Origin of the sequence: Bradyrhizobium sp. IC3123, assembly GCF_020193625.1 — a bacterium.
Taxonomy (GTDB): domain Bacteria; phylum Pseudomonadota; class Alphaproteobacteria; order Rhizobiales; family Xanthobacteraceae; genus Bradyrhizobium; species Bradyrhizobium yuanmingense.
This window is the reverse complement of record NZ_JADYVF010000015.1, coordinates 72,491-97,029: the sequence shown is the minus strand read 5'-3', so window position 1 is coordinate 97,029 and position 24,539 is coordinate 72,491. Positions and strand designations below refer to the sequence as shown.

17 protein-coding genes and 1 pseudogene are annotated in these 24,539 nt (G+C 59.2%); 15 read left to right on the top strand and 3 right to left on the bottom strand.

Features of this window, described 5'->3' with window-relative positions; translation table 11 throughout:
- Window positions 1-494: 494 nt before the first annotated feature.
- The 11 genes from I6F20_RS32465 to I6F20_RS32415 all read left to right on the top strand — a co-directional run bounded on the left by I6F20_RS32465 (window position 495) and on the right by I6F20_RS32415 (window position 12,853).
- On the top strand, window positions 495-854 hold the full coding sequence (locus I6F20_RS32465; RefSeq protein ID WP_225129780.1) for a hypothetical protein: 360 nt from the start codon (window positions 495-497) through the stop codon (window positions 852-854).
- Window positions 855-891: 37 nt separating this feature from the next.
- Window positions 892-2,355, top strand: a complete 1,464-nt coding sequence (locus I6F20_RS32460; protein ID WP_225129779.1) for an alpha,alpha-trehalose-phosphate synthase (UDP-forming) — start codon at window positions 892-894, stop codon at window positions 2,353-2,355.
- Window positions 2,356-3,505: 1,150 nt separating this feature from the next.
- Window positions 3,506-3,991: a hypothetical protein gene (locus tag I6F20_RS32455; protein WP_225129777.1), complete on the top strand. Its 486-nt coding sequence runs from the start codon at window positions 3,506-3,508 to the stop codon at window positions 3,989-3,991.
- Between the two features lie 122 nt (window positions 3,992-4,113).
- Window positions 4,114-4,782 (top strand): beta-propeller domain-containing protein, encoded by a 669-nt coding sequence (locus tag I6F20_RS32450; RefSeq protein ID WP_225129775.1) that lies wholly within the window; start codon window positions 4,114-4,116, stop codon window positions 4,780-4,782.
- A complete protein-coding gene (locus I6F20_RS32445; protein ID WP_225129773.1) occupies window positions 4,779-5,603 on the top strand; it encodes a prolyl oligopeptidase family serine peptidase in 825 nt (274 codons plus the stop codon). The genes I6F20_RS32450 and I6F20_RS32445 overlap by 4 nt, the downstream gene beginning before the upstream one ends.
- Window positions 5,604-6,329: 726 nt before the next feature.
- A complete protein-coding gene (locus I6F20_RS32440; RefSeq protein ID WP_122406874.1) occupies window positions 6,330-6,536 on the top strand; it encodes a cold-shock protein in 207 nt (68 codons plus the stop codon).
- A gap of 1,108 nt (window positions 6,537-7,644) precedes the next feature.
- A complete protein-coding gene (locus I6F20_RS32435; RefSeq protein ID WP_225129771.1) occupies window positions 7,645-9,777 on the top strand; it encodes a prolyl oligopeptidase family serine peptidase in 2,133 nt (710 codons plus the stop codon).
- Between the two features lie 37 nt (window positions 9,778-9,814).
- Complete coding sequence (locus I6F20_RS32430) at window positions 9,815-10,549, top strand: aspartate/glutamate racemase family protein (RefSeq protein ID WP_225129769.1); 735 nt, start codon at window positions 9,815-9,817, stop codon at window positions 10,547-10,549.
- A 493-nt stretch (window positions 10,550-11,042) separates the two neighbouring features.
- Complete coding sequence (locus tag I6F20_RS32425) at window positions 11,043-11,417, top strand: helix-turn-helix domain-containing protein (protein WP_463671674.1); 375 nt, start codon at window positions 11,043-11,045, stop codon at window positions 11,415-11,417.
- Window positions 11,311-12,681, top strand: a complete 1,371-nt coding sequence (locus tag I6F20_RS32420) for a type II toxin-antitoxin system HipA family toxin (protein WP_346277012.1) — start codon at window positions 11,311-11,313, stop codon at window positions 12,679-12,681. Before I6F20_RS32425 ends, I6F20_RS32420 begins: the two co-directional genes overlap by 107 nt.
- A gap of 10 nt (window positions 12,682-12,691) precedes the next feature.
- Window positions 12,692-12,853 (top strand): hypothetical protein, encoded by a 162-nt coding sequence (locus tag I6F20_RS32415; protein ID WP_225129765.1) that lies wholly within the window; start codon window positions 12,692-12,694, stop codon window positions 12,851-12,853.
- A 599-nt stretch (window positions 12,854-13,452) separates the two neighbouring features.
- On the opposite strand, the pseudogene I6F20_RS32410 reads toward I6F20_RS32415, so the two are convergent.
- Both I6F20_RS32410 and I6F20_RS32405 read right to left on the bottom strand, forming a co-directional pair.
- Window positions 13,453-14,055 (bottom strand): annotated as a pseudogene (locus I6F20_RS32410) (DDE-type integrase/transposase/recombinase); the annotation flags it as partial.
- Window positions 14,056-14,576: 521 nt separating this feature from the next.
- Window positions 14,577-14,855, bottom strand: coding sequence for a hypothetical protein (locus I6F20_RS32405; protein ID WP_225129763.1), 279 nt, complete (start codon window positions 14,853-14,855; stop codon window positions 14,577-14,579).
- A gap of 976 nt (window positions 14,856-15,831) precedes the next feature.
- On the opposite strand from I6F20_RS32405, the gene I6F20_RS32400 reads away from it, so the two are divergent.
- The 4 genes from I6F20_RS32400 to I6F20_RS32385 all read left to right on the top strand — a co-directional run bounded on the left by I6F20_RS32400 (window position 15,832) and on the right by I6F20_RS32385 (window position 23,731).
- Window positions 15,832-17,103: a metallophosphoesterase family protein gene (locus I6F20_RS32400; RefSeq protein WP_225129761.1), complete on the top strand. Its 1,272-nt coding sequence runs from the start codon at window positions 15,832-15,834 to the stop codon at window positions 17,101-17,103.
- Between the two features lie 3 nt (window positions 17,104-17,106).
- Window positions 17,107-20,649 (top strand): AAA family ATPase, encoded by a 3,543-nt coding sequence (locus tag I6F20_RS32395; RefSeq protein WP_225129759.1) that lies wholly within the window; start codon window positions 17,107-17,109, stop codon window positions 20,647-20,649.
- A gap of 296 nt (window positions 20,650-20,945) precedes the next feature.
- On the top strand, window positions 20,946-21,995 hold the full coding sequence (locus I6F20_RS32390; RefSeq protein ID WP_225129757.1) for an SIR2 family protein: 1,050 nt from the start codon (window positions 20,946-20,948) through the stop codon (window positions 21,993-21,995).
- A complete protein-coding gene (locus tag I6F20_RS32385; protein WP_225129755.1) occupies window positions 21,992-23,731 on the top strand; it encodes an ATP-binding protein in 1,740 nt (579 codons plus the stop codon). The genes I6F20_RS32390 and I6F20_RS32385 overlap by 4 nt, the downstream gene beginning before the upstream one ends.
- A gap of 288 nt (window positions 23,732-24,019) precedes the next feature.
- On the opposite strand, the gene I6F20_RS32380 is transcribed toward I6F20_RS32385, so the two are convergent.
- Entirely contained in the window at window positions 24,020-24,496 is a 477-nt protein-coding gene (locus tag I6F20_RS32380) for a hypothetical protein (protein ID WP_225129753.1), read from the bottom strand.
- Window positions 24,497-24,539: the final 43 nt, after the last annotated feature.

Sequence of the window (24,539 nt, the reverse complement as noted above, 5' to 3'; positions counted from 1 at the left end):
AATTGTTGCACCGACGACGATCGTGCGGTTCACCTCTGCGTTAGCTGTAGATCACGACCAGGCGCGATGCCGCACTTGCGACCTTTCTTTGCGATGCCCCAACATGATGATCGGATTCTCAGCAGCACCAAGCTGGCACCGTAGGCGATGTGGAGATGACTCCTATGCGAAAGAGTGCCACGGGACGAGGGCATCTGGTGCGCTCCACAGCTGCACATGAATGGCCATGCGCACCACCATTCCTGCGATGAGCGGAAGAACGTCCAAGGACACTTCGAAGGATCGACCACTTGACCACGCAAATCTTGTCATCAGCACCGTGGCTGGCCGCACAAAGTGCGTCTGATTAGCGGGGGGCGGCTGGAGAGTGATGCGCGGTGCTGGTCATCCAGAACCTTCGATCCTGCTATCTAGCTCGGCGACCGGTCAGCTTTCGGAAAGCTAGACCCGGCATCCTAGCGTAGTGGAAAGTTGCGGCCAAAGGGAGTTACGAGATGGTTCGAATCCATGACGCGCTCGATACCGCAACGGTGGATTCCGGCGGTACATCAGGCGCAACCCAGGAAGATGAAACCTCAGCCCAAGCGGCCTTCGCCCTGCACCTCGACGAGATACCGTTGGAGCAGGAGCAAGAAGGAGGTGCAGGTCCTTCTCATGCTGTTGCCTCGGGCGACGCGGAGCATCGCTCGGTAAACCAGCAACCCGACATGAAGCTGGTCGTGATTTCGAACCGCGGCGCGCCGTTCGACCCCAATAAACCCCAGACCGGCGGACTTGCCGCAGCCCTCGAGTCGGTCGTCGAACGTTCCGGCGCGGTCTGGATGTTCTCCTCGGAGAATCGGCGACGGGACTGAGCGGCCCCTGCCACTCGTGAAGGCTGGCGAAGGCCATGTGGCCGAACTCGATCTTCCGGCCGCGCACCATCGCGGCTACTATCGAGATTATTCGAATTCAACCTTGTGGCCGGTATTACACTCCCTGTCCGACCGGATGTCGCGCGCGGAAGAGGGATACGACAGCTATCGACAGATGAACAACTTCATCGCGCGTGCGGCGTTCGACTTGCGGGATCGGGACGCATTCTGGGTGCATGATTATCACTTGCTCCCGCTCGGGGGCGATCTGCAAAAGCTCGGCATCGAGCGGCCGACCGGCTTCTTTCTGCACACGCCGTGGCCGACGCCCGACATGATAGAGCGAGTACCCAATCATCGCGAACTGATGAAGTCGATGCTGGAATACGATCTGCTCGGCTTTCAGACGAACCGGGATCTGAACAATTTCTCGGCCTGCCTGCGAACCTATTTCGGGCTGGAGAGCAAGGATGGCGTCGTGACCACGGAACGTGGGCAGTCGCGACTTCAAAAATTCCCAATCGGTATCGATCCCAGGCAGTTCGCAGAGTATCTTTCGGCAGAGCTCTCGCCCGCAGAGCAAGAAAAAATCTCGTCATTATTGCAAAACTTTGAGGGCGCGAGGTTTGCGATCGGCGTGGACCGCCTAGACTACACGAAAGGTATCGACAAACGCGTCGAAGCATTTAACCAACTATTGGCGGTCGAGCCGGGCAGCATATCGCTGTTGCAGATCGCGCCGTCCTCGCGCGCCGACGTCGACGAGTATCGAAAGTACAAGGAGGACGTGGAGAATGCGATCAACCATGTCAATGCCGAGCATGGCACAGAGGAGTGGAGGCCGATCCACTACACGAATGACCCGTTCAGCCAGGCTGCACTCGCGCGTCTTTACCGCGCGGCACATGTAGGTGTCATCACGCCGCTGCGGGACGGCATGAATCTGGTAGCGAAAGAATATGTTGCTGCCCAAGATCCGAAGGATCCCGGCGTTCTGGTACTATCGAAGTTTGCTGGGGCGGCTGAAGACTTCAACGAGGACGAGGCGCTGCTGGTGGATCCAAACCATCCCGAAGAAATCGCAGCCGCCATTTCGAAAGCGGCCAATATGCCGCTTGAGGAGCGTGTCAGGCGCTGGCGGTCGATGATGGATAAGATCGAATCCTATACCATCCACGACTGGTCGGCGGACTACCTCCGGGAGCTGGACAAGAGCCGCATCACCGTTCCGGCTGATCAGTTCCACCATCTCGGTCTCGGATGGACCAACGAGGCTCAAATGCCCCTGTACCAAAACTATGCCGCGGCGCTGACCGCCTATAACGACATCGATCCCGCTGATGCCGCTTTGAAGGAGGCTGCCTATGCAGACGTGAAGTTGGCCTTTGTGGCTTTAGCGGCTCCACTGAAGCATACACAGGACAGACTCTGGGATCTGCCGGCGCCGGCAGCTTCACGCGATGGTCATCACGGACAAGAGTTCGGTGCCAGCGAGGACTGACCGCGAAAAGCATAGCACGGCGGATGAGGCTTCTATAGCAGGACGGAGGAGCAATCCAGGGCGATGACGCGGTTCTTGCGCGCGGCGCAGGGCCGCAGGAAATCAAGACATCATGCGAGTGGTCCATGATCAGAAGGGGGCGATGCAGTCAACTCAGGTTGTATCTCTAAACGACGCTGATGCGGGTGGTGGCGGCGGCAGCCGGCGCGCTGCTGCCCGTTGATCGTTCCGCCCGGAAAGCGGCGCTTGTTCTGGGCCGCAACAGCACCGTTACGGAACAGTTCGCACTGAGGGTTGCACTAGCCTTGAACCAGCCCGGGTGATCTGGTCGGAGCGGGCGTTCTCGACCGAAAATCTCGCCCTTGATCTCGTTTGTGCAATAGGGCTTCGATGAGGATCACGGCTCGTGCGTCGGTCCCCGCCGGGTGGATCAGGATCGTTTAAGCTGGACCGTAGCTCCCTCAATTGCTGCTCATGCCCAGCTTCATTTCGCCGTTGCGCCGAAGAACCTGATCTGGTGCTTGTACTTGTTGTTGATTGTTGGCTCAATCTCAAGACGTAGCGTAACTAGCCCGTTTCTAGGGCGTTTTTACTCTCTTCGCTCGAGCGCAATCCTCTCGACAATCAGTCAACGAACCGAGCTATCGGCTTGACTTGTGGGTTTCGCGAGGACAAAGCTCGTCCAAATCGGCAACGCTTGCAGTCAACGACCAGGAGGTCGCCATGCATACCACCCTTGCCGATGTCGATCTGGCTTCTGATCAATGCGCTGCTCTTCGTGGGGATGATGCCCGTCGACAAGTCTGCCCGGTGACGCCAGCGAGAAGGCGCAAGCTCATATGCGGAGGAAAGCAGCATCGCTGCGTCCCGGTTTTTGACGCTGGCGCTGTCTGGCAGGCGCTTCGCCGACCCGCTGTGATGTCCGCTTGGCAAGCAATGTCGGCAACCGAACAGGGTCGTGCAGCTCCGAACGGCTGAAACTCACGACTCTTTAGCCGGCACGCAGCTTGCAATAAGGGGGCGCGACACAGCGTAAGCCGCGCTACGTCATGCGCTTGCGTGCTTTCCGCCGCTTCTGCTTGACGCGCCAGGGCCCGCGACTGTGGCCACTCGACCTCGGCCGGAGCAAGTCCCTGACGAAATCACTCCTATGCGCCACGTTGCTTTCGATTGCCTGCGCACGGCGCTTTCACACAAGCGAACGGATGCGGCGGTGACTGATGACCCATTCCTTTGGCTCGAGGAGATTGAAGGGCCAAGCGCGTTGGCTTGGGTTCGCGCCGAGAACGAGAAGACGCTCGGGGTACTCCAGTCGGATCCTCACTATCGGCGCTTCTACGAACAGGCGCTCTCCATCCTGCAGTCCAACGATCAAATCGCAGATGTTCGATCGGAAGAGCGCGGTTTGGAGAGTTTCTGGCGAGACGAGGACCACATACGCGGCGTCTGGCGGCGCACCACGCCTGAGAGCGATCGTAGTCAAGATCCAACGTGGGAGACCATCCTCGACGTGGACGCCTTGGCAGTCGCCGAGAAAAGAAACTGGGTCTTTCAAGGTGCGAACTGCCTTCCGCCTGAACAGCGCCTCTGCCTGATTAGTCTTTCCGATGGCGGCAAGGATGCCGCGTCCATATGAGAGTTCGACTGCGACGCCAAAACCTTCGTTGCGGATGGCTTTTATCTCCCAGAGGGCAAGCAGACGTCAGCTGGGTCGATGGTGACACACTCCTTGTTGCACGGGAGTGCGGTGAGGGGACTTTGACGCAAGCCGGCTACCCCTTTGTGGTGAAGGAGCTCAAACGCGCTCAGCCGCTCAGTGAGGCTCGCGAGATGTTTCGTGGCGAGCCCACCGACGTTCTGACGTCCCCCTTCGTGCTTCGTGACAGCGAGGGCAATATTCATGCGACCGGCGCGGGCCGCGCGATCAGCTCTTTTGAGTTCGAGTATGTGGTCTTTCGCCCCGACGGACCCGTCAAGCTCAATCTGCCGACGAAGGCCGCGATGAATGGCCTAGCGGGTGGTCGCCTGCTTGTAACGCTTGATGAAGATTGGACGCCGCCGGGCGATATCAGCTTCACCGCCGGATCGCTGATCTCGTATGACCTCAACGAATGGAAACAGGATCCGCTGCGCGCCAGACCATCGCTTGTTTTCCAACCTGGGCCCCGCCAGGCCCTGAGCGGGTGGGGCGCCACAAAGAATTTGTTGATACTGACGATCCTTGAGAACGTTCAGAGCAAAGCGTTCGTTTATAAGTACGATCGGGGAGCTTGGTCGGCGGCGTCGATCCCGCTACCGGAACATGCATATGTCAGCCTGTCAGGCATCTCCGATGAAGCGGACCAGGCCATGTTCACCGTCTCGAGCTATCTCAGCCAACCTCAGTCTGGTATTTTGATGCCGAAAGCAAAAACCTTAAGGAATTGAAGACGACACCGGCTGCCCTCGATGCGTCCAATCATGTCGTGGAGCAGCTCGAAGCCACTTCGCGCGATGGCACGTCAATTCCCTATTCTCTGGTACGGCCGAAAAACGCAAGGTTTGACGGCACAATTCCGACACTTCTCTATGGCTATGGCGGTGTCCTGGAGTCGCTTCTGCCCTCTTATCTGGGACCGGTCGGGCGGCTCTGGCTCGAACAGGGCAATGCCTATGTCGTGGCGAACCTGCGCGGGGGCGGCGAGTTTGGTCCAGAATGGCACCAAGCGGCGCAGGGAGCAACGAAGCAGACGACATGGGATGATTTCATTGCCGTTGCAGAGGACCTGATCCGCCGCAAGATCACGAGTCCACGCCGGCTAGGAGTCATTGGCGGCAGCCATGGCGGCCTGCTCGTTGGCGCTGCAATCACCGAACGTCCCGAGCTCTTCAACGCGGCGATCATCCAGGTGCCGCTGCTTGATATGCTTCGATACACCAAACTGGGCGCCGGCACCGCCTGGATCGGCGAGTACGGTGATCCCGCCATTGCCGAGCAGCGTGCGTGGATCGAACGCTACTCGCCCTACCAGAAGCTGGTCGCGGGCAACACCTATCCTGCTCCCTTAATTCTTACCTCCACCAAGGACGACCGCGCGCATCCAACGCATGGCCGCAAAGCTGCCGCGAAGCTCGCCGGGCTGGGCCAGCCTTACTTCTATTACGAGAACATCGACGGGGGACACAGCGCCGCGGCCATTCTCATGGAAGATGCGCGTCAACTGGCTCTTGAATACACCTATGCATCGAGGCGGCTTTGTTCTGAGTAAAGTCGGTGGACGGGCTGATCGAAGCAGACAAATAGAGACCATCGGTTATCTCAACCTCTTCACGGTGCTCAGCTGAATTCATCGAACCCAAGGCGAGAGGCTGATGAACCGCCGGCGGCGCGAGGAAGTTCGTCAGTAGTTACCGTTTTGAACAAGCTCCACAGTTGCCGAGCGGGTTTGCTGGCTTCCCAAATACAACATGACGAGCGGATAACTTGCCAAATGCGCTTTATTCAGGATTGTCTCGGCAGACCCTGCTCGTTCGATGGGACTCGACGTGCGGTTGACATCCGAAGGCGAACAGCCAAAGCGCAGCCCTGCGGGCCGTCTTCAAAGCACGTCAGGTAGCTTCAATACAGGCATGCGCGGATTGACAATCCTGCTCTAGGCTGCGCAAAGGAGTTCACGACCGCCCTGTTGTTCAACGTCGATGAAAACGATCCGCCGGCTCAGGATGAGCGCGGCATGTTCGAGGCTCCGCAAGCCTTCTGTAAGCCGGTCGCGCACGACGAGTGAGGCGAAGGTCAAACGTCATCTGGGCAGAAGCCTTGAGGCGAACTGTCGTCGACGTCAGGACGCTTTAGTCGCTTGCACAATGCGGCCTCAGCTAGACCACGCGGTGAAAAACGAGCACGTGACTAGCGCAGCGACTCGTCTCTTGCCGACCCTCTTGATGGCCGGGAGACTCTTCGCTAGATCACAACGGTTCACTATGGAGATGCTGCCGTGGCAATGGGTATTGTGAAGTGGTTCAACTCGACCAAAGGTTATGGCTTCATCAGGCCTGAGGACGGAAGTCCCGATGTCTTCGTGCACATCAGTGCCGTCGAAAAAGCCGGTTACACCACTCTCGAAGAGGGGGCCCGGGTAAGTTATCAGCTCAAGGCCGGGCGTTCGGGTAAGATGTCAGCTGAGGATCTCCGGGTTGGCTGATCCGACTCGCCTCCGGAAACTGCTCTCTGCAAAGCGGGTTCTCGCACCCCGTCGGGCGATGCCTTTGACGGCGCGCTGGGCGTTTGGCCTTTCTACGGTCGGGGGCGGCGGTCTTGCGGACCGGATCGCGCCGGCCCGGCGCGGTCTTACAATCAGGATCATCGGGGTATCCGAAAGGGCTTCTTCCGCCCAACGTTCGACGAACCGCTCCAACACGCAAACTCTAAAATCCCGGTCGATCAGAACTATCAGGATCGGCTGATGGAAGTCATGAGAACGGCGATCTAGCTGGAAGCCTGGAAAACCTTATCCCCACTCCGGCACTTAACTTCTAAGCCTTCAATCGGAATTCGCAGATGTAGAGCGAGATCGCCCGCGCCAGTACTCGTCAGCATCATACAAAGGCGCGCGGCTGGCCCGACACGGCACGCGTTGGGGTGGTGCCGTTACATGGAATTGATCGGCAATTATCTCCGGTGGATCGCGTACGCGTGTCCTTTATCTCAGGCGCAAAAGCACAGCGCATCCCGAAATCCCTGCGCTTGGAGGAGATAGATAAATTGGCCCTCACTTCACGTTGCCTTTCAGCGTCCCAATGAAATTAAGCTGGTAGTGTCGTGTTGCGACATCCTCAAATCGGCGTTCGCAGGTGTGCCATGAACACGGCCTTTTCCTGGCGGCGATTTGGCTACTGCTAAACGAGCTCTTCTTTGTCGCACGATGCCCGCTCGCAAATCAGGCCGCCAACACTCAGGCCGCTAAGAGCTCACACGCCCTCTGTCCGAACGCAAGCGAGAAGCAGCCCCGCCGCAATTTCGCACTGCTGATGCGGTTCCGCGGTCGAACCGGCGGCCTCAAAGGGTGATGCCGAAACGTTACTCGGCGGACACCTGATTGTCACTTCAGAGCCAATGTCGGGAAACTGGCATGGCGATGCGGCACGATGCGGCGGAAACCTGCTGTTTGTCGGCGGCATGCTGCTTGCACAGATCGAGCTGCGAGTGGCGCGACACAGCGCGTGCACGGTCGCAACACGAATTTCGCTACCTTCGCCCACACGCAAGAACTTGTGGGCTCGGCCTGCGTGCCTGGTCCGAGGATAAGCCAAATGAAGAAGTCCCTTCTGCGCGCCGCGTTGCTCTCGATGATGTGTTTCACGGTCGCGCTGCTCCATGGGCAGTCTGGTGCGACTCCAGTGGACGATCCGTTCCTCTGGCTCGAGGAGGTCGAGGGACCGCGCGCATTGGCCTGGGCACAGGCCGAGAACGAAAAGACGCTCGGCTTGCTGCAATCGGATCCTCGCTACGATCGCTTTTACCGGGACGCGCTGACGATCCTCCAGGCAAAAGACCGGATTCCGTTCGTTTCGCTGCAACGGCAAGGTCTCGAAAATTTCTGGCAAGACGAGAGCCATGTGCGCGGCATCTGGCGGCGCACTACGCTTGAGAGCTACCGCGGCCAGGATCCCCGATGGGAGACCATCCTGGACATTGACGCGCTCGCTCTCGCCGAGAACAAGAACTGGGTCTACAAGGGTCGCAGCTGCCTTGGGCGGCGCTGCCTCGTCAAACTCTCCGACGGTGGCAAGGACGCCGTGTCGATACGCGAGTTCGACAGCGAAGCCAAAAGCTTTGTTGCAGGTGGATTCCAACTGCCCGAGGGCAAGCAGAGCGTCAGCTGGATTGATCGTGACACCGTCCTTGTTGCACGTGATTGGGGCGAGGGGACCGCGACCGAGGCCGGCTTCCCTTTCGTGTTGAAGGAACTCAAGCGCGCTCAGCCGCTCGATCAGGCGCGCGAAGTCTTTCGCGGCCAGCACACCGACTTCAGGACCTTGCCGTTTGTGCTTGGTGAAGGGTGGATGGATGTAACCGGCGTGGTCCGTCAAATCAACGGCTTCGAGCGGCAGTATGTGCTGTTCGGGCCCGCCGGGCCGATCGAGCTCGATCTGCCGAAGAAGGCCTTGATCGTCGGCATCGCGAGTGGCCGGCTGCTTGTGAGACTGGACGAAGACTGGATCCGCTCCGGCGATACCAGCTTCAAGGCTGGCTCAATGATCTCGTATGATTTGGCCGAATGGAAGCAGCATCCGCTGCGTGCGAAACCCTCTGTCGTTTTCCAGCCGAACTGCCGGCAGGCACTCAGCGGATTTGGCAGCACCAGGAATTTCCTGGTCCTGACCATTCTTGATAACCTTCAAAGCAAGGCGTTCGTCTACAGGTACGATCAAGGTGCCTGGCTTGCCACACCAGTCCCGCTGCCGAAGAATGCGACCGTAAGCCTATCAGCCACTTCCGCGCAAAACGATGAAACGACATTTACCGTCTCTAACTATCTCACGCCAACATCGCTTTGGTACTTTGATGTCGAAAGCAAACGGCTCGAGCTTTTGAAGACGGCACCTGCGACGTTCGACGCATCGAAGCATGTCGTGGAGCAGCTCGAGGCGACTTCGCGCGATGGCACGCGGATCCCGTACTTTCTGGTGCGGCCCAGGAGCGCCAGATTTGACGGCTCGACCCCGACGCTTCTCTATGGTTATGGCGGGTTTCAGATTCCGCTTCTCCCCTCCTATGGAGGAGCTTTGGGTCGGCTATGGCTCGAACAGGGCAATGCGTACGTCGTTGCCAACCTGCGGGGAGGCGGCGAGTTCGGTCCACTATGGCACCGGGCTGGCCAGGGAGCAACGAAGCAAAAGACATGGGATGATTTTATCGCGGTCGCCGACGATCTGATCCGTCGGAAAGTCACAAGTCCGCACCGGCTCGGCGTGATCGGCGGCAGCCAAGGGGGCCTGCTGGTTGGCGCCGCAATAACCCAGCGCCCCGAGCTTTTCAACGCGGCGATCATAGGGGCGCCGCTGTTCGACATGCTTCGATTCACCTACTTGGGCGCGGGCGCGTCCTGGACCGCCGAGTATGGCGACCCGGCCATTCCCGAACAACGAGAGTGGATCGAAGCCTACTCGCCGTACCAAATGCTGGTACCGGGCAAGACCTACCCGGAGCCTTTCATTTTTACCTCCACCAAGGACGACCGCGTGCATCCTGCGCACGGCCGTAAGGCCGCCGCGAAGCTCGCTGCGCTCGGCCAATCTTATTTTTACTTTGAGAACATCGATGGGGGGCACAGCACTGCCGCAAATCTCATCGAACGTGCACGCCGGCTGGCTCTGGAATACACTTATGCATCCAGGCGGCTTTGCAACAACGCCGAGATTTTGCCGCCGAAAGCGCGGTAAACCTGTGCCACCTTCGCAATGAAGTGGAGATCTCAAAGTGCAGCGGACGATTGGGCTGATCGGAGGGATGAGCTGGGAAAGCACGGCCATCTATTACAAGGAAATCAATGAAATCGTCCGTCAGCGCCGCGGCGGTCTCGCCTCGGCAGACATCTTGCTGCGCTCGGTTGACTTCGGCTATATCGTCACCCTTCAGAACGCAGGAGATTGGAAGCAAGCCGCGGCTTATTTAACGAGGATAGCCCGGCAGTTGGTTGACGCGGGCGCCAGCTGCATCCTGATCTGCACCAATACGATGCATGTGATTGCCGACATTGTTGCTGCCGAGCTGAGTGTGCCGCTCATCCACATCGTCGATGTGACCGCTGCGGCTCTTCTCGCTGCTTCCTTCAAGCGACCACTGTTGCTTGCGACGCGCTATACGATGGAGCAGCCGTTCTATTGTGATCGCCTGCGGCAGCGCTTCGGCCTTTCACCTGTCATACCGGGGGAGGGCGAGCGGAGCCGGATCCACAATGTCATCTTCGATGACCTGTGCTGCGGCACTGTTTCTGATCTGTCGCGCCAGGAAGTTATCGACATGATCGCGCGCGGTCGTACACGGGGCGCCGACGCCGTTATCCTCGGCTGCACGGAGATTGGGCTTCTCATCGGCCCGGAACATTCAGAATTACCGGTGTTCGATTCGGCGAGGCTGCACGCCACAGCGGCAGCTGATTTTGCTGAGGGTAAGCTGTCAGTTGGTGCCGTCTCCATAAACGCGCAGCGATGATCGTCTTGCCGATCGACACTTGATCTTGTCCTCGGTGATGCCGACCTCGGCCTTAGCCGGGGTCCCAACGCCATGGCGGGCAGCGCGGTCGCGCAATGCAATTGTCAGCTTGTGGCAAGATCAAACCGGCGTCCCGATCACGATGAGCTGCCGCCGCCTACAACATCGCCGAGATCGTTGTGGGGCCGGCAGCGCCGCTCGACACCGAGCGGACGCTAAGGAACATGCTTCGCTCGACGGAGATTAGCGCGGATTTTCCCGCCGGTCGTCTCGATTCTCCTTTTCAAGGAACCCAGTGCTCGGGGAGCAGAATTCCCGACCGGTAACTTTTTGGGCCGCTCACCGTTGGCTTGAGGTAAATGTTCCCGCCCGGTAACTTTATCCTTTCTTTCCATTGGAATGGTAACAAAAGTTCCTGATCGGTAACTTTTTCCTGGACATTTGCTGTTTCAACCCATAAAGTTCCCGTTCGGTAACTTATAACGAGAGAGCTATGAACAAGCCTCCAAACGGCACTCCCCCCTCGGGCGGAAACGAGGCTCCTGGCGAGACCGGTGTCGCCCGCCAAGCCGCCGAGTTCGCTGCAGCATTCGGTCGCCTCATCCAGAAAGAACGCAAACGCCAGGGCCTCCGGCAGGACGAGCTGGCCATGGTGAGCGGGACAGGAAAGCGCTTCATCGTCGACCTCGAGGCCGGAAAAAGCACCTGTCAGCTCGGGCGCAGCCTGCACGTGGCAAACGTGCTCGGGCTGCGCATCGAGGATGTTCTCAGGGATGCCCAAGCCCGCCGCGCGAACACTTCCGAGACACCGGACATTCCCGACAGCGACGAGGAGGAGCCTCATGGACCGTCTTCCGGTCTACTTTGAGACGCGAGAGGTCGGCTGGATCACGGCCGCCGACGAAGCGTCAGGCTTCACCTATGCCGAATCCTGGCGCGGGCTGACCGGCGCCTTCCCTGTGTCGCTCACCATGCCGCTCTCGCGGGCGTCGTACGATGCCTCGGTAATTCTGCCATGGGCGGCAAATCTGCTGCCGGAGAACGCAACTCTCGGGACCGTAGGTCATATGCTCGGCAAGTCGCCGGCCGATGTCATCGGTCTTCTTGCCGAGATGGGCCGCGACACCGCCGGCGCGCTCTCCGTCGGACAGCCTGGCACCGGGCTGATCGCCGGCAAATGGCGAGAGATCCCCGACAAGGCCTCCCTCGAGCGCATCCTCAATGAGCTACCCCACAAGCCCTTCCTCGTCGGCGAAGATGGCGTGTCGATGTCGCTTGCCGGTGTGCAGACGAAGCTCGCCGTCGCTCTGGATGGCGACACCCTGTACATACCGATCGACGGCGCGCCATCGACCCACATCATCAAGCCCGATGGCGAGCGCTTGCCTGGCGCCGTCCAGAACGAGGCATTCTGCCTGACGCTCGCGCGCATGATCGGAATCCCGACGCCGAAGGTGACGACCGGGACGGCAGGCGAACGTACCTACCTGCTGGTTGAGCGCTATGACCGGCGTCATGAGGGCAAGAGATGGCGGCGGCTGCATCAGGAGGACTTCTGCCAAGCCCTGGGCCGACCGCCAGCTGCCAAATACCAGAACAACGATAGAGGCCTAAAAGGACCATCATTGGCCGACATGGTCGGCGTGACCCAGCGCCACATGACAGCACAGGAGACCGCCCGCTTCGTCGATCTTGCAATCTTCAATCCGATGGTTTGGAACACGGATTCTCACGCCAAAAATTACTCGTTGATGCTATCGGCGCGCGGCGCCGCCATGGCGCCAGGCTACGATATCGTCTGTGCGGCGCCATATCCGAAGATCACCCGCAACATGGCGCAGAAGATCGGCGGGCAGAAGCAGGCTGACCAGCTCGGACGCAACCACTGGGAGCGCTTCGCCACCGACTGCAAGCTCTCTCCAGCGCAGACGATCCGGCGCGTCTCCGAGATTGCTCAGGCCGTGACGCAACATGCAATGGCGGCCAAGGCCGCGGTCGAAGCCATGCCTGCCGGCGGCGATCCCGTCCTGGACACAGTGGTCGAGGCGGTGATTTCGCGCGCACGCGGCTACCTAGAGCGCCTGAAGCAAGCGGAGCCAGCGCCGGAAGGCGCAGCAGCCCCATCGCCCTAGGAATAGACGCATGTGGCGAGAAAGCCGAGCCCGCCTGCCTCACCGCCGGAAAACGTGGCTGCACTGCGCTCAAGGCTTCCGGGGGGAGGTGCCCGACGATTTTCCGCACAAGGATACGATTATCGCACTCGAGGCGCTGCTCGAAATCGACAACAAAGATTTCACCCAGTAGGCCCCGATCTTCCGCATCGCTTATGTAGCTTGGCGCGGCGCGCAGGATAGCAAGATGTCTGCTCCCGGCACGATATTCGCGACGTGGCGCGCGAAACCGCAAACGGCGGTTAATCGCAAGGCTATGATGCGTGCCGATCGAGTGGCAGACGCCAGGCTACGGCGAGCTTCGTGCTGATGGTCGTAGCCTTCTTCGCCATCAAAGAGACGAACTCGGCAAGCCGCCGCGCCTCATGCTGGTAGTTGTCTCCAAATCCTTGTCTCCAAACGCTTGGCCCGCTCGCGTTGCGAATCGCGCAGTGGTCATTGGATGCGTACCAGCGGCGGCAGGGTCAGTGTGCGAGTCTTTGGATTTCTACCTCGTCAAAGATGCCGCTTACGACATGGCTCTCGCTTCGGAGTTGGCCGATCTCTGACAAAGTCGCGCCGGACCGGAGAAGCTCGCCAGCAAGGCGGTGTCGGAAGATATGGACCATGCAGCGGCGGACATATGACCTTACGTTCAATGGACCACAGGGGTACCGACATTGCGATTTTTCCCAGCATGAATTTTCCAGCGCCCACAAGCCCGGACGTTCTTGACGGGCATCATTGAGATCGAAAAAGAGGTTCGTTGAGCAGCTCATCGCGCATCCCACCATTGAAGCTGTCCATGAAACCATTCTGCATTGGCTTTCCTGGCGCGATGAAGTGCCAGTCGATAACCGGTCCTTGCTCCAGGCCAGCATGGCGTTGCCGGTGAACTCGGCGCCATGGTCAGACACGATCAGTCCTGGCTTGCCGCGTCGTGCGACGATCGCCGTCAGTTCGCGGGCGACGCGCCGTCCCGAGATCGATGTATCCGGAATGGCGCCAGACATTCCTTAGTCACGTCATCGACGATGTCGAGGATGCGGAAGCGCTGCGTGTTGGCGAACTGGTCGTGGACGAAGTCCAGCGACCAGCGAGCACTGGGCTGACCTTCATCAGCATATCGGGGGCTCGTCGCTTGCGGACAGTGAGCCATCCTCCCGGCAAACCCGGTAGATCCGGTTGAGCCTCCCGCCGCAGCAAGTCGAACGGCCGGCGGTATCCGAAATGCAGCCCATCGTTGGCGCGATCGCGCAATCGACCGGGCCGAGGCGTGTCTGGAGGGCGGCTGAAGCTGTAGCGGATCATCGTCCGATCAGCGCTGACGCGCGAACAGGCCCGCCGCTCCCCGAGAGAACGCCGCCCAATGTGCTGAGGTCTTCGCGCGCTACCAGCTGATCTCTGATCCGGCCGCTGACGCGCGATCGCTTCTGTACCCGCGGCCGGATCACCGGCCTCTGATCGCGTTAGGCGAGCCGTTTACGGATATCGAGCTGCACGCCTTCGCGCGATATGGATCGCAGTCGCGCTTAAAGGCTTAAACAATCCAGGACGCCCAGCCCTGGTGAGGTGGGGCACTTGCTATAGGTGTCCCGTCCATTTGGCGTCAGTGGAAAGGTTGAGCGCGCTACCGAGGAGTGACGCACGCGGATTCCTTCGTGCGCGGAGGAATTCTTACAGCGCGACCGCACCGTAATTGTACGGAGTTCACTTGGCATTTAGATACCGATAATTTGACCCTCGCCGGGGCTGGAATTTCATCCCGAAGTCGATTGCAACCGGCAAAGGGGTCGCTAAAGGGCGACCCCTTTTCGATTGTATCGCGCTGTTCGACTTCTTCGAGTCGCACATCACCGCCTGAAAACAAGGGGCGCTCACTCGCGATCGGCCTGCACGCGCATCCATTCCAATCTGATATCGATAAATCCCAAATTGGTATTAGCGTGATCATTGGCGGCGATGGCGTACCTGCAGTACCGCATGGGTACATCGATGCAGTTGATTTCTTCGATGAACTCCAGCGCGAAATGATGAAATTCGCTTGATATCTGCGGTGCCTGGCAGAAATTGACGAATTTTCCTCTTCGTGACGAGGTAAGTTTCCGTTCTGGACGGTGTCCGGCCGACGGGCCCGGGTCCAGATCAAGACTCAAGCCGAATGAGCTCACGCAGCAGCAGCTTTCGATCGATGCCGAGCAGCGAGGCTGCTTCGGATGCTCCGTACCAGAGTTTCTGACTCCGGAGTTGCAGAAGATGAAGTTGGGGGATCGTCGCGAAGGCTTTAAGTCTCTCCGAGGAGCGACAACTGGAAGTGATCGGGTACCTCGGCAATTCGGCTCGCTGCGATCGGGTTCCGTGAGAGTGACCAAAGTTGGTCGTCTCCAAAGCGATAGCTCCGATTCTTTGAACGAGCCGCGTGAATTGTGGGTTCGTTTTCGCGCTTGCACTTCCACTGCACAAGCTCGGAGCCCCGTTTGGCTACGACAACGAATCGGCTGTAATCGGGTCGATTTCTAAGGGGCCGAAAAGCAGTGCGATCCTATTGCATTGGTTACCACAAGGCCCGCGACTACTCTCCGGCCACGGCGGCGCTCCATGTTTTTAGCGATAATTCCATCGCGCGGCAGGATTGCTGCCTTCCGCAGTGAAGAGCCTCTTTACCATTATGGCGGCGTCTTACGTTGCGACGAGGCGGCAGTATCGACTACGAAGTCGATGTCGCAGCGGCCTGTCTTGGGCCGGTCTGACAACCAAAGTCGTCATCTGACGAAGGTCCTGGGCGGATAAACCGCGGTTGCGGCACGGTGTGTGTTCCCAGCCGATCGCCGCATTTGCGAGAATTTCGACGCGAGGTCGCTAGGAAAGCGGCTCGCAGGACTGGGGAGCTAGCTCAGATAAGACCTTGTCCGAACCGTTACCGAAGACACGCTGTCCGCAACATGGATAACGCGATACTCATGTTAAACGTGCCACCGAATCTTCGCGTCGCCCTCAAATTCGGCGGCCCCTTCGAGTCCTCATCGACAATCCCTTTCCGCGTTTGCGGATACTTGGTGACAACGCTCCGCTCAAGATTGCGATAAAAGGATTTTACTAGTTTGTTCTGATTGGAATTAAGCGAGTCCTGTTGTGAGCACTTTCCAATTTATCCATACCGGCGACATACATCTGGACAGCCCCCTGAGAGGCCTGAGCGGACAGGAGGGGCCAGCGGCCGAGCGCATTCGAACGGCGACCCGAACTGCCTTTGAGGACCTCATTACTCAGGCGATCGATAGACAGGCGGCTTTCGTGGTCATCGCCGGAGACCTCTACGACGGCGATTGGCGCGATTTTCACACCGGCCTGTTTTTCGTTCGGCAGATGGGTCGTTTGCGGGGGGCGAAAATCCCCGCCTTCGTGTTGCACGGCAATCATGACGCCGAAAGCCAAATCACGAAGCGGCTGACGCTTCCTGACAATGTTGAGGTGTTTAGCTATCGAAAGCCCCAAACTTTCAAGCTCGATGATTGCCGCGTCGCCCTTCACGGTCAAAGCTTCCGCCTGCAGGCGACGACGGAAAATCTGGCAGCAGCCTATCCCGCGCCGATCAAAGGCTATTTCAACATCGGCGTGCTGCATACTGCACTCGGCGGAATGGGTGGTTCTCACGAGAACTACGCCCCTTGCACGCTCGAAGAGTTGGTTAACAAGGGGTACGACTATTGGGCGCTCGCGCACGTGCATCAGGGCGGCGTACTGCATCAAAATCCGCACGTGGTGTTTTGCGGCAATCTACAGGGGCGCCACATCCGCGAAGCCGGCCCGAAATCGGCGCAGCTCGTTACGGTCCAAGACGGAGCGATCGAAGGCGTTGAGCTGCTCCAAACGGATGTCGTGCGATGGATGCATGTCGATGTACCGGTCAGTGGTAGCGCGCGGTTCGGGGATGTTGTAGATCAAATCAAACGTTCGATCGACGAGGCGGCCAAGAACGCAGAAGGCCGACTGCTGGCTTGTCGCATCAAACTAAGTGGCCCGACGGCTCTTCACGCCGAACTGATGGCGTCTGCGCCGCAATTGTTGGCTGAAGCGAGAGCCGCAGCACTGGCTCTTGGCGAAGAGGTTGCATGGATCGAACGTGTGATCAATGCGACCGTGCCTGCGACGGCAGTTTCTATCCAGTCAGCGGGCAGCGCGATCAACGATCTCAAAGTCCTGCTAGCTCAGGCTGCGGGGGATTCCGATCTCCAGGCAGAAATCGCGAACGATCTGGGCGACCTTGTCCGCAGGCTTCCTCACGACGCGGCACTTGATATTGACGATTGTCTTCTCGAAGCGGTGATCGCGAAACAATACTCGGTTGTGATTGAGCAGGCTGGCGAATATCTGAGCGCACGTCTGACCGCGGAAAGGCGTTGATCCGTGCGTATTCGTTCTCTTGACCTGATCCGTTACGGACATTTCACCGGCACGACGCTTCATTTTCCGTCAGGCGAACCTGACTTTCATATCGTGTATGGCGAGAATGAGGCTGGAAAGTCGACGACGATGTCGGCGATTGAAGATCTGCTCTTCGGTATTCCCGGGCAATCATCCCGTAATTTCCTGCATGAGAATGCGGCGCTGCGCATCGGCGCCGCCCTAGAACGCGACGGCGCGCTGCTTTCGGTCCGGCGTCGCAAGGGCAACAAGGACACGCTTCTCGGCCCGGACGATCTGCCGATTGCGGCTGGCGATGGCCTGCTTGCTCCTTTGCTCGGCGGGATGGACCGCGCGTTTTTCTGCCGGATGTTCTGTCTTGACCATGAGCGCCTGCGGGCTGGCGGACGGGATATCACCCAGGCCAAGGATGATATCGGCGCGGCATTGTTCGCCGCAGGGGCCGGTGTGTCAGGTCTCCGCGATCGGTTGGGTGCGATGCAGGCAGAGGCGGATGGGCTCTGGGCCAGCCGCAAGGCGGGACACCGAAAATACTACCAAGCGGAAGACCGCCTTAAAGAGGCTGATGCGGCGTTGCGTCAACACATGGTGAGCGCAAGCAAATGGCAGGAATTGAAATCCGCCCTTGAAGAGGCGCGCGGCCTTTGCAATCAGATCGAGAAGGAAATCGAAGAGCAAGTTTCCGAACTTGCAAAGATTTCTCGAGTCCGGCGCGTATATCGCGGTGTGCGTCGGCTTCAAGAGATTGAAACCGAGATAGTGGACCTCGGCGCGGTGGTCGAATTACCTCCCGACGCGGCTAGGCAATTTGAGGAGGCCTCGGGCGATAACGCTGCTGCAGAAGTGCGCATAAGCGCATTCCGCGAACAGATTGCAACAATCGGCGCGGAAATTTCCGGACTTGTGGTTGACGATAGCGTTCTGCTCCACCAAACGGAGATTGAACGCCTCTCGAACCGCAGCATACAGCTCTCTTCGGGCCGGACGGACTTACCGAAGCGGCGGGCCGAACTCGCCGCAGCGGAAGAAGGCCTGAAGCGCGCGGCGATTGAATTGGGTTGGACAGGTCCCGTCGCCGACCTGGTCGAGAGAATTCCGCCGCGGGCCAAGGTTGCAGCAGTCCGCGGACTGTTGACATCGCGTGGCAGCCGATTTGCCGCCGTTGATAGCGCTGAAGCAGCGCTAGAGGGCGCCAGCGAGAAACTCGCTGATATCCAGGCACGGATTGAAACGCTCGGAGCGCAGAAAGACCTTTCGGCGCTGGCTGGGGTCGTCGAGTCCATTCGTGCTTTTGGCGATCTCGATGCGCGTCTTCTGAGTATCCATCAAGAGCATCAGGATGCCGATAGATCATGTCAGCGGCAAATGGCTGATATGAATCCGCCTATCGTGAGTGAAACGAGTTTGCAGGCGTTGAAAAGTCCGGCGGAAGAGGCGGTAAGGGTGCATCGCGATGCTGCCCGCGAGCTTCAGGCGCGTATTCAGCGCCAGCAAGCTGTGACGCGTGAGCTGACCCGTACAGTCGAAAACAATCTAAAGTCTTATGCTCGTCTTGTGTCAGATGAAAGAATTGTCGGCGTTGAGGAGTTGAAGAAACTGCGCGAACGGCGGGATGCCGGATGGTCTATCATCAGGCGCAGACATGTCGACAAGATCATGGTGCCAGAATCGGAGGAGCTCGCTTTTACAAGCGGCGAGCCGCTGCTCAATGCGTATGTGAAGGCCATCGAAGACGCCGACGCCGCGGCGGACCGTCGTTTTCAGAATGCGCAGTCGACGGCTGCGGCCATGGTGCTGGCGCGGCAAATCGCTGAAGAGCAAGACGTCCTTGAATCCGCCAAGCAGGAGCTGTTTTCGTTAGCCGAAGAGCAGAAGGCATTGGCCGAGGCCTGGGCGATCCTGTGGAAACAGGTTACCGATAACCCGCGTTCTCCGGACGAAATGCTGGATTGGCTCGATGCAAGGGCTGGCGTGCTCGATCAAATCGCCAAGCGTGACGCCGCGCTTCATGCAGAGTCCTCGCTCCAGCAGCAAATTGCAAAAGCCAAGCAACAGCTCGCCAGCTTGATGGCGGACACGGCAATCGCAGCCTCGGCAGATAGTCTGCCGCTGAACGGAATTCTTGCGGCTGCCGAAGCGCGCCTCCGTATGGAGGAGGGCAACACACAAAAGAGGAATGAACTCGCGCTAGAGCAACGGAAGGTCGCAACAGAAGTCGAACGCAGGCGCGTGGCTGTTGAAAACGCTGCGAAAGAGCGTGATGTCTGGAATGCGCAATGGAGGGAGGCCCTGAGGGGTATCAATCTGTTACCCGAAGCCCCGCTTGAGACCATTCAAGCGCAAATCGAAGCAATCGATCAGATGCGGGAGACGTCTGCCAAGATCGCGGATTTGAAGCACGAGCGCATTGGAAAGATCGAGCGGGACATCACGGCGTTTACCGATGATGTCGAAAAGCTCGTAAATGCGATCGCGCCGCGGTTTTCCGGGCAGAATGCAGATGAAGCAATCCTCCAACTCCATGCGCAATTGAATGCGGCGAGGCAGACTGTCGTGTCCCGCGACGAAAAAGCTGAGGCGATGCAGGGCCTGCAGAAGAAATTGGAAGAATGCGACAAGTCCAGGACGGACGCCGAGGCGGTAATAGATCGCCTCAAGAGGGCCGCAGCCGTCGATTCGATCGACAGATTGCGAGCGGCTATTCTTCAGTCCGATCTACAACGCGCGCTTAGGGATGAGCGATCGCGCTTGCGGACCACGCTTGAGGCTGATGGCGATGGGCTTGGTGTCGAACAACTCGCCGAGGAATGCCGCAGCGCCGATCTCGATCAAACAACGGCTCGGGAGCAAACGCTGAAGGCAATACTCAAAGATGCCAGGGAACGCCAGCTGATCGCAATTCAGAGTCGCAATGATGCTGAGCGTTTGTTCGAAGCCGTCGGCGGCGACGCCGCTGCGGCCAAAGCTGCTGGTGATCGTCAGCTGGCTTTGGCCGAGATGAAGGAGGTGGCGGCGCAGTATGCGCGCGTTCGCTCCGCAACCATCATCCTGAGGTGGGCGATCGAGCGGTTTAGGCGCGAAAAGCAGGCACCATTGCTCAAACGGGCAGGGGAGCTGTTCTCTATTCTGACCGGCGGCTCGTTCCAACGCCTTACGCTCGAATACGACGAAAAAGATGTGCCACATCTGGCGGGCGTGCGTGGGGACGGTGGAGCGGTGCCCGTATCAGGTCTCAGCGAAGGAGCCGCCGATCAGCTCTTTTTCGCGCTGCGCATTGCTGCCGTTGAAGAGTATCTGATGCATGCTGCGCCGGTGCCATTTATTGCCGATGATCTGTTCATCAATTATGACGATGCGCGCGCCTCGGCCGGTTTCAGGCTGTTGCAACTGCTTGCGGAGAAAACGCAGGTGCTTTTCTTCACCCATCACCAGCACCTGCTTGATGTGGCGTCTACCGCGTTTGGCAGGAGTGTTTCGACGGCAATGCTGGAGCCTCGTCCACATCAAATGAAAAACGTTGCTTAGATGGATTGCAGAATGCAAGTCTCGAGATCATTATCTCTAACTACAAAAGCCGTCCGCGACGCGGAGTTTGCGTCGACATGCTTCTCGGACTTCCTTTTGGGGAAAATCAATCCGAGAAAGTTCACGGTCCTGCAGGCCCTTCGTCGTCTCGACACCAAGCGTAACCTGATCGGCTAAGGGCTAATTTCAGATTTAGCGAGGATGCAATCCTCGCCGAAATTGATCCATTCACTAAATCTCATAGGGATGACGACGGCTGTAGTGGATACAGTCGGCGTTGGCCGGGAAGGGACTGTATGGCGGCCAAGAGCGCGCCGGAGATCGCGCAGGAATTCGCGCAGGCGGCGCTCAGCGCCGCACCGGTGATCATTCTGGGCAGCGGCGCCTCGGCTGCGCACGGTGTGCCCGGCATGGGCGCCTTGGCGTTGCAGCTTTCCGCTGTCAAGCCGCCCACAAGCTGGACAGCAGACGAGAGGAGCGAATGGGATAAGTTCATCGCGCAGCTTGCGGCCGGCGATGATCTCGAAAGCGCCCTCCAGGCCGTGCGCCCGACGGAACGCCAGACCCAGTTCATCGCCAGCGAGACCCGCGCCTTCTTGCTGCCGCACGATCTTCGCGTCCTCCAGACGCTTGTGGCGGACCGGCGCGCGCTGCCGCTCTCGCGGCTGTACCTCCATCTCTTCGACAGCACGCACAAGACCGTTAATGTCGTCACGCCAAACTATGACCGGCTTGCCGAATATGCCGCGGACGCCGCCGATGTAAGCACGTTCACCGGCTTCAACTACGGTTATCTGCAATCGCGCGCCCGCGATTCGAACACGCGCATTTTCGTCAATCGGCAGGTGACCCGTACCGTTGCCGTCTGGAAAGTGCATGGCTCTCTCGACTGGTTCCAGGATTCCGCTGGCCAGATCATCGGCGTCCGCGGAATGCCCGACGTGCCGGCCGGATACTCGCCGCTGATGATCACGCCGGGAATCGACAAATACCGGCTGACACATGGCGAGCCGTTCCGAACGATCCTAGGCCGCAGCGATGCCGCGCTGGAGAACGCCCGCGCCTATTTCTGCGTTGGTTATGGCTTCAACGACGAGCATCTTCAGACCAAGCTGATCGAGCGTTGCGACCGCGATTCCGTCCCGCTTGTCGTGATTACCAAAGAGCTGACTACGTCCGCCCGGACCTTCCTCGGCGGCGGACGCTGCCGGCGCTATCTCGCGATCGAGGAGGGGACGATAGGCGCGCGCGCCTACATGCACGACGTGCCCAACGGGTTTGACGTAGATCAACCGATCTGGCGACTCGACCGCTTCCTCAATGAGATGACAGGAGTTTCCGCGTGAGCATTCTGAATTTTGCGGACGAAGAAGCGCTTGGCCGCGTCCAATCGGTCGACACGACCACGGTAATCGTCCACGTCGATGATGTCGAGGCGCTGCGGGCGCTGCAGGTGAACCGGCTGGTTGCGCTCCAGAGCAGCCTTGCCGGCCACAAGTTGATTGGCGTGATCCAAAAGATCATCCGTACCGCGCTCGGTGAAGCGAAGATCGCCGATGTCGAGCTAGGCGAGGCCGCGCATCCCGAAGTCAATCTGGTGCGGATTATGTTGATCGGCACGCTGCTCGATCGGGACGGACCGCGCGCCAATGTCTTCCGCCGGACGCTTGAGACCGTCCCGGAGATCGATGCCTGCTGCTTCGCTCTCGAAGGCGAGTGCCTTACGCGATTCATGGGCGTGATTTCGGAGGTGACCGGCGGCGCGCAGCGCCTGTCGCTTGGCGCCTATACGCTCGATCCCAACGCTCAGGCGTTCGTCAATGGCAATCGGTTGTTCCAGCGTCATGCGCTCATCGTGGGCAGCACCGGCTCGGGCAAGTCGTGGACGACCGCCCGCCTGCTCGAGCAAATCGCCGAGCTCGACAGCGCCAATGCCATCGTGTTCGACATGCACGGAGAATATGCGTCCATGGCTGGCGACGGTTTCGTCCATCTTCGTGTCGCGGGCCCAAGCGACATCGAAGCGGGGAAGGGGCTGAACGATGGTGTGCTGCATTTGCCCTATTGGCTTATGAGCTACGAGGCGCTTGTCTCGATGTTTGTTGACCGCTCCGATCAGAACGCCCCAAACCAGGCCATGATCATGTCGCGTACCGTCGTGGACGCCAAGACGGGCTTCCTGGAAGCCGGCGGTCATGTCGAGGTGCTCGCCAACTTCACGATCGACAGCCCGGTGCCTTTCAGGATGGAAACCGTGCTCGGCGAGCTCAACCGGCTCAACACAGAGATGGTACCGGGAGCCAGGACGGGGGAGAAGCAGGGCGATTTCCACAGCAAGCTCAGCCGGCTAATCCAGCGCCTCGAGGGCAAACGCACCGATCGGCGCCTCGGCTTCCTATTCCCTGCGTCCGGCGTGGCGGACAGCTATGATTGGCTCGATCGCGCAGTTGAGCTGCTGCTCGGTGGCAGGACGGCCAAAGGCGGCCACGGTGGCGTCAAGATCATCGACTTCTCCGAAGTTCCCTCCGACATTTTGCCGCTGATCGTCGGCATGGTCGCGCGCATGGCCTTCCACGTGCAGCAGTGGAGCGCGCAGGGGCTTCGCCATCCGGTGGCACTGTTCTGTGACGAGGCACATCTTTATATTCCACAGGATCCGACTTCGGGCGCCGCGGAGAATGCGATCGCTACCTTCGAGCGCATCGCCAAGGAGGGGCGGAAATATGGCGTCGGACTGGTGGTGATCAGCCAACGCCCCGCCGAAGTGAACCGCACGGTCGCCAGCCAGTGCAACAATCTCATCGCGATGCGGCTAACCAACGGTGACGACCAGGCCGTCGTGCGGCGGCTGCTGCCCGACAGCCTCGGCGGCTTCGGCGACCTGCTTCCGGTCCTCGACACGGGCGAAGCACTCGTCGTTGGCGATGCGATTCTACTGCCCACGCGTATCCGCATTGCCAAACCGATAAACGAACCGCTTAGCGGCACGATCCAGTTCTGGGATCGTTGGGCCGACCCAGCGGCTGCGGCGACGCTCGATAAGGCTGTCGAGAGCTGGCGCCGTCAGACGCTTGTCAAATAGTTGCCTTCCGGCAAGCCTCTGGCGCATCTCGATGCTGGGCCAAAAGTGACTCGCTCATCGACATTTGTGAAGTCTGAAGTGAGTTGTCGCTCGCGGAACCAAGCTTAAGGTTGCTTCTTCACCACAGTAACGATGCCGTAGATATACTGCGGCGCGGGCCTCTAAAGTTCACATCCGCTCCTAGGGAAGGCAATCGCAGATTTCCGCAGATTGCGCGGCACCCGCGCTTTGCCTCTGCGTTCTCGAAAGATAGAATATGTCCCCTTGTCATCTCGCTCGACCTGTCGATCACCAGCTTGAAGCGGCTGGCGAAATGGCGGTGTCGGTCACGTGACGCGGATTGCGGTCGGAAACCTCCTGATGTGCGAGTCGACGGAATGGCGGAAGCGCATCGAACTGAAGTTTGTGTTTTGGCTGGCGATAGGTTTTAAGCCCTTCACTCCATGACCTCGGCGTGAGCGGAAGAGGCTCAAGGGGGCAGTTGACGGGCGGCCTCAGCGCGTCGAGCGTGAAGTGAAGGACGTCGCTCATGGTTAGTTTGGAAACGCAGTCGCTTTTGGAGCTTGCATACGGACGGCGCGGGCCGCTCGCCGTCGAAGGAGAGCGGCAATCGCCGTTCGAGAACCGGGCCCGTTTCTTGAGCCGCTGGTTGGCTGCTTTCGGGCAACGCTCCCTATTGCTGATCGCGCTGCTGCTCTTCTGGTAGGCAGCATCCAGGTTTGGATTGGTCGATCCGGTCTTCCTGCCACCGTTCACGGAGGTCATCGTAGCCGGCTGGCAGCTTGCGCAAACCGGCCGAACTCTATGA